Source organism: [Pseudopropionibacterium] massiliense (genome assembly GCF_900607225.1).
In the GTDB taxonomy this organism is placed as follows: domain Bacteria; phylum Actinomycetota; class Actinomycetes; order Propionibacteriales; family Propionibacteriaceae; genus Arachnia; species Arachnia massiliensis.
The window spans coordinates 450,666-460,760 of sequence record NZ_LR027842.1; the positions used below are offsets into that span (position 1 = coordinate 450,666).

At 62.6% G+C, this 10,095-nt stretch carries 7 protein-coding genes; 1 reads left to right on the plus strand and 6 read right to left on the minus strand.

Translation table 11 applies throughout. The features are described 5' to 3' along the window. Positions 1-3: 3 nt before the first annotated feature. The 6 genes from brxC to E0E39_RS01925 form a co-directional block, all read right to left on the minus strand. On the minus strand, positions 4-3,519 hold the full coding sequence (gene brxC, locus E0E39_RS01895) for a BREX system P-loop protein BrxC (protein ID WP_130875595.1): 3,516 nt from the start codon (positions 3,517-3,519) through the stop codon (positions 4-6). 5 nt (positions 3,520-3,524) lie between these two features. Further along, positions 3,525-4,121, minus strand: coding sequence for a DUF1788 domain-containing protein (locus E0E39_RS01900; protein WP_245988395.1), 597 nt, complete (start codon positions 4,119-4,121; stop codon positions 3,525-3,527). Further along, positions 4,121-4,741: a DUF1819 family protein gene (locus tag E0E39_RS01905; RefSeq protein ID WP_130873236.1), complete on the minus strand. Its 621-nt coding sequence runs from the start codon at positions 4,739-4,741 to the stop codon at positions 4,121-4,123. The genes E0E39_RS01900 and E0E39_RS01905 overlap by 1 nt, the downstream gene beginning before the upstream one ends. A gap of 580 nt (positions 4,742-5,321) precedes the next feature. Then, positions 5,322-6,833 (minus strand): succinyl-CoA:acetate CoA-transferase ScpC, encoded by a 1,512-nt coding sequence (gene scpC, locus E0E39_RS01915; RefSeq protein ID WP_130873237.1) that lies wholly within the window; start codon positions 6,831-6,833, stop codon positions 5,322-5,324. Positions 6,834-6,930: 97 nt separating this feature from the next. Continuing rightward, entirely contained in the window at positions 6,931-7,746 is an 816-nt protein-coding gene (serB, locus tag E0E39_RS01920; RefSeq protein WP_130873238.1) for a phosphoserine phosphatase SerB, read from the minus strand. Positions 7,747-8,117: 371 nt separating this feature from the next. After that, the gene (locus E0E39_RS01925; protein WP_245988166.1) at positions 8,118-9,398 is read right to left on the minus strand and encodes a S1C family serine protease; all 1,281 of its coding nucleotides are present in this window, start codon (positions 9,396-9,398) and stop codon (positions 8,118-8,120) included. Between the two features lie 33 nt (positions 9,399-9,431). On the opposite strand from E0E39_RS01925, the gene E0E39_RS01930 reads away from it, so the two are divergent. Then, positions 9,432-9,776, plus strand: a complete 345-nt coding sequence (locus tag E0E39_RS01930) for a hypothetical protein (RefSeq protein ID WP_207302382.1) — start codon at positions 9,432-9,434, stop codon at positions 9,774-9,776. Positions 9,777-10,095 lie beyond the last annotated feature (319 nt).

The following is a 10,095-nucleotide window of genomic DNA, read 5'->3' on the forward strand; positions in this document are numbered from 1 at the left end:
CTCCTACAGCGCGATGCGCTTGTCGTCGTTGAGGGCCTGGACCAGCGCTGTACGCAGCGCGGCAAGGTAGCGATCGATGTCTTCTTCGGTCTCCAAGACGCCGCGGGCGTCGGCGACTGTGATGGTCCTGACCGAAACCGTTTGCTTCTTGATCGGCGCCGATGTTGGCGTGTCGTCGCTGTCGGCGTTGCTGGCGCGAGGGGATGCGGCGAGCTGGTCGAGGATGGCCGGGTAGGTGTCTTCCTCGAAGGTGTTGGCGATCTCCCGGACGACGGCAATCTGATTTTCCTTACCGATCCGATCGAGGATCGTGTTGATCTTCTGGCTCACGTTGCGCCGTGCGTTGTCCGTGGCTTCCAGATAGATCGTGCTTATCTGTAGCGGCGCCCACCGGGAGTCGATCTTCCGGACTGCACCTTCGCGGTTGGCCACGAGCGCGTCGTCGATGCGTGACTGGAGTTCAACGGTGGCGGTCTTGAGCTTGGCCATCCGGTTGCCGCGGAAGGCTTGCGGATCGGCGAGGAGTTGCTCCACATCCTGGCTGCTACCCGGGGGAAGATAGTTGAGGTTGCTTGTGTTGCTGACAAGCATTTGGGTCGCCTCGTCGAAGATCCTGCGCTGGGCGCCGCCGAGGAAGGCCTGAATGGGGTCGATGATATTGCTCTTCGCGTCGAGCAGATCGTCGGCGAGTGCGAACTCGGTCAGGTACCAGTTGTCGGGCTTGCCGACGACGGACTCCAGCAGGGCGATGGGATCTTCGAGTTGAGCCACAAAGGGGTATTTCGAGCCGCTGACCTGCGCCTTGAGTTCATCCCACTTCGCGCGGAGACGTTCGCTCGCGTGCCGGGCCAGTTCCAGCGGGTCCTTCGGCGCGGTGGGCTCGTCGAAGAAATCCGTGCAGAAGGTGCGCAGCTCTTTGATCCTGTGTTGGTCGAAGGTTTTCTGCGGGGCAACTACGGCGTGGGAGTGCTTCTGCGTGTTGCGCAGCGCGGCCGCGACCTCGCTGCGCTTGAGGGTGTTCGAGTCGACGGTGAGAGTGATCTTCGAGGTACCAACGAGCCATGCCGTGACGCACTCGATAGAGGGAAGGTCCCAGCCGTAGGGCTTGGCCTGGAAGTGATCAACGATCTTCCTGACTGTGACCTGCTCACCGAGCTGGTCACGTCGCAGCAGGTAGGACAGCACCTCGTCAGCCGGCGCGGCGAGTGCATGCGTGGATGAGTCATCAAACATCACAGACTGGTCGGGGTTAGCAAACCCTGTGATCTGCTGCTCCGAATAGGTACGCCCACCGAGAAGACCCAGCTGCGTGTATGTTCGTGCGACGAGGTCCTGGAACCCGTCATTGATCCGCGTAAGTGCGTCCTGAGACCCCACCGAGAGGTCAGCGGCGTTGATCACGAGCTCGGCCCGTCCGACAGCGCGACGAATGCGCTCGACCAGTTCTTTCTCCCGCTGCACATTCTGGGCCGCCTTGGTGCGCAGAATCTGTTCCTCGACCGGCGACAGCGAGCTGGTCTGCTTGCGTTTGGTGTACTTCTCGGTCTTGAGCAGCAGCCGCAGGTCAGCCAGCAACCGGTCGTCGGGAGCGAGCACCACACGCAACTCGTCCTTGCCCGCCGAGTGCATGCGAATTTCTTCCGGCTCGTGCGGGTACTCGGGGGTGATGAAGTGCAGTGAGAGTTCCTGCTGCTGACCGAACGCCTGGTCGTCGAGCCTGTATCCGAACCTGAAATCCTGCCCGTTCTTGGCGTATCGGAGCTTGGAAGTTTTGACGACTTCGCCGGAGAGAATCCTGTTCAACCGGGTGGAGACCTCGGAGGAATCGATCTCTACGTTCTTGATCTCTTCCTCTATCACCTGCTCTTCGTTGGTCAGGTATTCGTAGACATTGCCGTTGCGCTGCACGTAGGTCTGCGTCTCCAGCAGCGTGAGGGCCTCCTGGACCTGCTTGGACAAGGCAGGCAGGTCGAGCCCGAACCGGTCGTAGACCAGCACGGTCAGGTTGCGCGGGGTCGCCTGGAAGCTCTCCACGTATTTCACCAGAAATAGCGCCTTGAGCAGCCGCACCGCGAGTCTGGTGACCGGCGATCCGTCGTCTGGGAGATCGCGCTCGGCACGATCGATCGAACGTTGTGCTGCGGACTTCAACGAGGCGCGGATACCTGCGAACATGGCGTCAAAAGTGGCCAACGAGCCGATCTCGACATCACTGATGTCCTTGGCAACCTGCTGGACGACACCGAGCATGGAACGTTCACCGACGGAACTGTTGCGGCCCTCGAAAACGTTGTGGTCGGAGATTCCCTCGATCGCGGCCTGAAACAGCGGGAACTGGTAGCTCACGAACGGGTAGGTTCCCACGAAATGGGACTCGTCGGTGAAGTTCCGATAGGTTTTCGCGCCGTCGGTGAAGTCGAACAAGGTCTTGAAATTCGCCGACTCCTGTGCGTAGATGGCTTCGAGCGCCGTAGCGCCCTTGTCGTTCTTTTCCAGCAGGCGTTTGCGGATGACCTCTTCCACGTCCGCGGATGTGAGCTTGACCCGGGTCTTGAACCTGGCCTGAATTTTCGAGAAGTCATTGCCCTGCCGTTTGGTGCGGTCTCCGACGACCTTGTCCATGTCCTCCTGCGAGGTCACGAACACCCAAGCACGCCCACCGCACTTCGTGTTCAACGACTCGGCGATCGTCTGAAGATTCAACATCAGGTGCGTGTTGGAGCCGATGAACTGCCCGACCTCATCGACGAAGAAGTTCAACCGAAAACCTGCTGGTTGCTTGTCCAGCCAGGCACGGACCTCGTCGGCGAAATCCTCGATCGACACCGAGTAGTTGTCCTGATACGTCTTCAGGATGCTGGTCGAGACCTCCAAACCCGTGATCCGTGCATACGCTTGATCGACCTGGTGCCGGACCGTCGGGAGTCCGAAGCTGGAGCGGCGCTCGATCCACTCCCGGCCCGACACCGCCCGGAAGGCATCCTTGAAGGCGTCGAACTGACCTTCGTCGTCGAGCTGACGCTCGAACCAGGCGATGTGACCCTGGTCACCGTAGTAGCCGCGGGACTCATCGAAGACCTTCACGAACACCCGCAGCAGGGCATCGGTCTGGTCCTTGCTGATCAGGGTGGCCTTCTGGTCGATGTTGAACAGCAGGCTCTTCGCCGGGATGCGGTTGGCCTTGTCGAGCAGCGGGGGCAGGAAGGCGTCGGTTGCCTTGGCGCGGAAGCTCTCCAAAACCCGCTCGCGGGGAAAGTCGTCGCCCTCCACAGTGCCGAGAAGGTGCGCGAGCATCTTCAACAGGTGCGATTTACCGGAGCCGAAGAAACCTGAAATCCACACACCGTTCGCATTGGTGTAGTTCGTGTACGTCTCGAGCAGCTGCTCTAGTCCCTTGGCCGCTTCATTGGTCAGGACGTACTCGTCCACCTCAATGCCCAGGTGGCGGGCATCGTCGGCCTTGATCACGCCCTCGATGGGCCGTTGAACGTCCTTGGCGAAAATCTCGGTGAGGCGCATGACGGTCACGGCTCCTGTTCCAGAATGTTCTTGGCGCGGTAATACTGATCATCCTTCAGTCTGCCGAACAGCACCAGCGACGAGCCAAGGGTGTCGGATTGCTCGTAGTGGCCTGGGAAGAACATGAGCATTGGCTTACCCACCACGATACTTTGGAGATTGTTGAGTACGTTGTGTGACCGGATGTAGGGGAAGACCTCACCAATCCCGGTCAGGAACACGACGTCAAACTCTCCGTCGGAGAGTAGTTCTCGGATCGCGGGTGCCAGGTGCTGCTGTGGATTGAGCATGGATTGCAGCATCTCGGCGAACTCGGTTTTGTCCAGCCCGGATTCGACCTCAAGAATCTCCTCCCAGTCGCCACGCCCCTTGAGTATCTCGACCGACAGGTCATAAAGGTTGATCTCACGAACCTCGACGCCCCTGCTGGCCAGCCGGTTCTTGATACGTTTCTTCGCCTTCGCAATGCTGAGGGCATGCTCTGGTTCGTACGGATAGATGAAGAACGGAACCTCATTCGACAAGCCCTCCATCCTCAAGAAACGCTCGCCGCTGAGCACCGCGAACAGGTGCTCTTCTTGGTGAGTGAGTTCATCCGGCATCACGACGCACCCCCTTTGCCGTCACGAGTCGGAAAGAACCGGATATCGTTCGGCAGCTGCCCATTGAGCGCGTCTTGGACTCGCGTGGACAAAGACACGCAGATGATCTCGCCGTCGGCGAGTAGGCCAGCCTCGGTCAGCATCTTGAACACCGTCGACCGGAGCTTCTGCAATGTTGATTTTTTCACCTCAGCGAGCTCCGGGTGCCATAGCGCCTTGCCGTGAACGAAACTATCGAAGTCGTCGTAGCCCAGCGTGGGCATGAGCAGGAGAAAGCGTTCTCGCACAACCTCCTCGGCGAAATCTCCGATGAACGCGTAGCGACGGCATGCTGCAATCCACATCAGATGACCGCGCTCACCGGGGCTGGTGTCTCGCAGCAACTTCAGCTCGGCCTCCGTGAGCACCGCCAAGCGTTGCGTGACCTCGCGAGCCAGTCGGAGTCCGGACGAAGCGGTTCGCGCCTGAAGTAGATTCTCCGCACCGAGCTGGTCCCGAACAGCACCCCAGTCGCGAACCACCAAGAACAGTGGCGCCGCGATCATTGCCTCCCGGGCCAGGAGCGCGCCGCTGGTGAAGGACAACGCGTAACGGTCATGCCGCTGAGACGTGGTGTTCATCCGGTGCCTCCTTCCGAGTTTCGGGATCGTGAATCAGGATATGGGGTGCCACTGACAAGAAGCATCAACGGCGGCTCACGGTGCGCTGATGGCTCATCGTGGCGGTTCGGGACAGGGCTTGGCGGCCGCACTATCACTGCGTACCCGGCCGTCGATTCCGCCGGCTCGGAACTTCCAGAGGCGTCTGACTTTGTGCAGGGGCATGGTCTTGCCTGCAATCCGGGTACAGACAGTGCCCCTGGCGACCCCGCGGCTGGGTGGCGACATCATCTGCGGACAGCCACGGCTCAGCCACACTGGGTCCTCCCTCGCTTCGTGGCCTACGTAGGCCACCGTCCCTGATGATACCGGTGGGCGTGCGGCTTGGACCTGGCTGGCCGGATGACGGGGGCGTCGCGCCGATGCCTTGCTGGACTTCACTGTCCACCGCGGTCTCACCGAACGCTTCGGATTCGGAAAGCAATGATTCAGGGGCTTTCCTGAAGGGCCGGTGATCGACCTCGAGACTGTGAGCCGGATGTGAAAATCCCCCGGCCCGTTCAGGGGGCCGGGGGATCCGCAGGTGTTCAGGACCCGGGTGTCACTTCATGGAGCCGGTCTCCAGGAAACGCACGTGCCAGCTGAGGGCCGTCGCCAGGTCGTGCGGGGTCTGCTGGCCGTTGGCCTTCGTCGCCGCCAGCTTCACGTACTCGCGCAGCGGTTCCTTGAAGTCCGGGTGGGCGCAGTTCTCGATGATCGCCTGGGCGCGCTGGCGGGGGGCCAGGCCACGCAGATCCGCGAGCCCCTGCTCGGTGATGATGACATCCACGTCGTGTTCGGTGTGGTCGACGTGGCTGACCATCGGGACGATCGCGGAGATCGCGCCGCCCTTCGCCGTCGACGGGGTCACGAACGAGGAGAAGTAGCCATTGCGGGTGAAGTCGCCGGAACCACCGATGCCGTTCATCATGCGCGAACCCATGACGTGGGTGGAGTTCACGTTGCCGTAGATGTCGGCCTCGATCATGCCGTTGCAGGCGATGACACCCATGCGGCGGATCACCTCGGGATGGTTGGAGACATCCATCGGGCGCAGGATGATGTGGTCGCGGTAGAACCCGGCCTTCTCGTTCATCCGCTCCGCGGCCTCCGGGGACAACGAGAACGCGGTACCGGAGGCGACGGTGACCTTCCCGGCGTCGATCAGGTCGACCATGCCGTCCTGGATCACCTCGGTGTAGGAGGTGAGGTTCTCGAACGGACCCTCCAACAGACCCGCGAGCACCGCGTTGGCGATGTTGCCCACACCCGACTGCAACGGCAGCAGGTTCTCGGGCAGCCGGCCGTGCTTGACCTCGTTGGTCAGGAAGTCCAGGAGGTAGCCCGCGATCGCCCGGGAATCGTCGTCGAGGGGCTTGAACGGGGTGTTGCGGTCCGCGGCGTTGGTCTCGACGACCGCCACCACCTTGTCGGCGTCCACCTTGAGTACCTTGTCGCCGATCCGGTCGCCCGTGCTGGTGATGGGAAGCGCGCCGCGGTTCGGGGGCAGGACACCGATGGGGTAGTAGACGTCGTGCATGCCGAACAGGTCCTCGGACTGCCACGAGTTGACCTCGATGATGACCTTGTCGGCCTTTTCGAGATAGGTGCGGTTCAGGCCGACCGAGGAGGAGGGCACGATGTCGCCGTCCTCGGTGATCGCGGTGGCCTCGACGACGGCGAGGTGCAGCGGGCCCAGGAAGCCCTGCGACACCTGCAGCCCCATGTGCGAGAGATGGATGTCACAGTAGTTGGTGATGCCCTTGTTGATCGCGGTACGCATCTCGGGATCGGACTGGTAGGGCGCACGGAACGCGACGCCCCCCGTGCGGGCCAGTGCCCCGTCGAGCTCAGGTGCGGTCGAGGCCCCGGTCCACATGCCGATGCGGAATTCCTCGCCCTTCTCGTGCGCGGCTTCGATGCGCGCGGCGAGGGCCTTGGGGAACTCCTTGGGGTAACCGGCCCCGGTGAAGCCCGAGAAACCGATGTTCCAGCCGTTCTCGACAAGAGCGGCCGCGTCCTCAGCGGACATCAACTTGGAGCGGAAACCCTCGTTGTGAATCCGACCTGACATATTCCCTCCTTGGAAAACCTGCACTTGGATGCAGGGCAAGCGTATCGGCTTTGCCGGATGGTGGCCCAGCCAGGTGCCACCTTGCCCGTGGTACTCCTCAGGGCAGGGCCAGGGCCGTCACCGCGTCGAGCCGGGGGAAGTTGATCACCGCATCGGCCCGGGCGGCGGTCACGGGTTTCGCCAGGTAGGCCACACCGAGCCCGGCCGCGGCGAGCATGCCCAGGTCGTTGGCGCCGTCGCCCACCGCCACCGCGTGCTCCAACGGAACCCCCGCCGCCGCGGCGAACCGGGTGAGGTCGTGGGCTTTCTGGTCGCGATCCACCACCGTTCCGACCACCCGGCCCGTGAGCGCCCCGTCGCGGATCTCCAACTCGTTGGCGTTGAAGAAGTCGAGGCCCAGATCCTCGGCCAGGGGAGCCACGAGCGCGGTGAACCCGCCCGAGGTGACCCCCACCCTCACCCCGGCCCCGTGGAGGGCGGCGACGAGTTCACGCGCGCCCGGCGACAAGGCGATGCGGGGCAGGACCTCGTCGAAGACCCGGACCGGCAGGCCCCGCAGCGTCGCGACCCGCTCCCGCAGCGACTCCGCGAAATCCAGTTCGCCGCGCATCGCCCGTTCCGTGATCGAGGCGACGAGGTCGCCGGCGTCGGCGTGCTCCGCCAGCAGGTCGATTGCCTCGGTCGTGGTCAGGGTGGAGTCCACGTCCAGCATCACCAGACGCGCCGGCCGCTCGGCGAGGGGACCCGTGACCACCCCGCCCGAGGCGACCTCCAGGAGTCGCAGGCGCAACCATTCCGGATCGTCGGTCTCGACGACGGCACGGGCCACGTGACCGAAGGGCCGCGGCTGCCATGCGGCGTCGAAGGGCAGGTCGACGGGTTCCGGGTTCAGGGCGATCAGGCGGGCACGCATGGCGTCGAGGGTATCCCGGAATCGGAGCGAGGCGGGTCGTTTCTCCCCGAAGCCGGTTGAGCCGGGCTGTTCGCTCTGCGAGTGGGGTCGTGTCGATGGTAGTTGAGCCGGTCTGCGAGCGTCAGCGAGTGGGCCGTGTCGAAACCATGGTGATCGTGGTCGGGTTCTGGCCACCGGGCGTCAGTGGTTTCAACTCAGCCGTTCGCTTCGCTCACGTGCTGGCTCAACCAGCTCCAAGGCGTTGGCGACGACCCATGTCGCGGATGCAGCGGTCACGTCACCGGGGAAGGCCGGTCGACGCAGCGGCCCTCCCGGAGTGGGCTCGGGAGGGCCGCGATGCCAGTTCGGCAGCGATTTCCTGATGAGGTTTCTCAGTTTGCAGTTCCAAGAGTCACTTTCAGTTCAAGGGTTTCGCCGCCTCGGAGTACCTTCAGGGTCACCTCCTTCCCCACCTCGTGGCTGCGCACCTGCGCCACGAGGGATTCGGAACCGACCACGGGGGTGCCGTCGATCGCGGTGACGAGATCACCCTTCTGCAGCCCCGCCTGCGCGGCGGCCGAACCCTGGGTGACGTCCTCCACCTTGGCGCCGAGCTGGGTGTCGGAGGAGCCGTTGCTGGCCCGGATGCCCAGCTGCGGGTGCTTGACGGTGCCGTTGGCGATGAGTTGCTCCACCACGGACTTGGCCTGCGCCGAGGGGATCGCGAAACCGATCCCGATGTTGCCGGACTGGCCGGAGGACGAGCCGTTGGAGGTCAGCGACGCGATGGAGGAGGTGATGCCCACCAGTGCACCGGACGAATCCACCAGCGCGCCACCGGAGTTGCCGGGGTTGATCGCGGCGTTGGTCTGGATGGCGGAGGTGACCACCACGTCGCTGTCCTGCTGGCTGTTGAAATTGGTGTCGTCGACGTTGTTGTCGGTGACCGCCTGGGTGGTGACGGGCCGGTTCAGGGCCGAGACGATACCGGTGGTCACCGTGTCGGACAGCCCCAGCGGGTTGCCGACCGCCATCACCGGTTGCCCCACCTTGAGTTTGGAGGAATCCCCCCAGGAGGCGACCGTCAGGTTCGACGGCGGGTTCTCGAGCTTCAGCACCGCCAGGTCGGTGGAGGGATCGGTGCCGACGACCTTGGCGGAATAGGTCTTGTCGCCGATCGTGACGCTGAGCCTGGCCCCCTGCCCCGCGCCGGAGACCACGTGATTGTTGGTCACGATGTGGCCCTTGGCGTCGATGATCACACCGGAACCCTGCCCTTGTTTGTTGCTGCCCTCCACCTTGATCGCCACCACTGCGTTCTTGATGGCGGCCGCCGTCGCGGTCCAGTCGGGGCTGTTCTCGGAGGGCTGCGCCACCTGGGTGGTGGTGGCCGTCGAGATGGCGCTGGACTGGTTGCCCCCCAGGTAGTGGTTCGCGGCGATCGCGCTGCCCCCACCCACCCCGGCCGACAGCAGGGCGACGGCGACGAAGGCCGCCAGGGTTTTCCGGGTCTTCCGGGGAAACGGACCGATCCGGAGGTGTTTGAACCGACACCGCAGTTCCTGAAGGGCCGCTGGACCCGGATCCGCCGCACCCTGGAAGGCCGCGACCTGATCACCGAAGGACGCCACCCCGGAGCAACAGGCCGCATGCACCGCCTCATCACAGACCACATCCAAAACCAGGAACCACCAGAAACCAGTCTCGTGGAGGATTTCATCCTCCAGAAAGCTGCCGAGCTCGGCACAGATTTCACACAAGCACCAGAGCTATGGGAGATCGACACCATCACCGACGCCCTACCCCAAATATTGCAACACAACCCGGAATCCCTCGGGCAAATTTTTGATTTCATCAGAGCCAATGCGCTGGCATACTTAGCTGACCTCCGCATTGCAACCATTATGCGGCACCTGACGGCGAAATCATTAAACAGCGACACACGATTCAAATCCATGGCTTTTGTCATACTAGGTGACTCCTTTCGTGACAACCATCCCATGCAGGCCTTGAGGCTTATTCACAGCCATCCTCAAGCGCGCTCCGACTAGGGGTTTCACTGGTCGACGCGCCGCCTGTGAATAAGCCTCCTTAGAGTATTATCAGAAATCCGCCGAGATGTCTCACCTTCTCCTTAAAACCCTACCCAAGGATCTCAAAATTTGGCGAGTCTTGACCATCGCCATGAACAATGAGGCTTATTCATAGGGTGTAGGCGAAGACGAGCCCGGTGACGGCTTGTATTGTGGTTTCGAAAGTGTTGTAAGGGCGGCGGTAATCGGTGTGCAGAACACGCCAAGTTTTGACGTTCGCGATGACACGCTCAATGAGATAGCGGACGCGGTTGATGGTCGTGTTGTTTCTTTTATC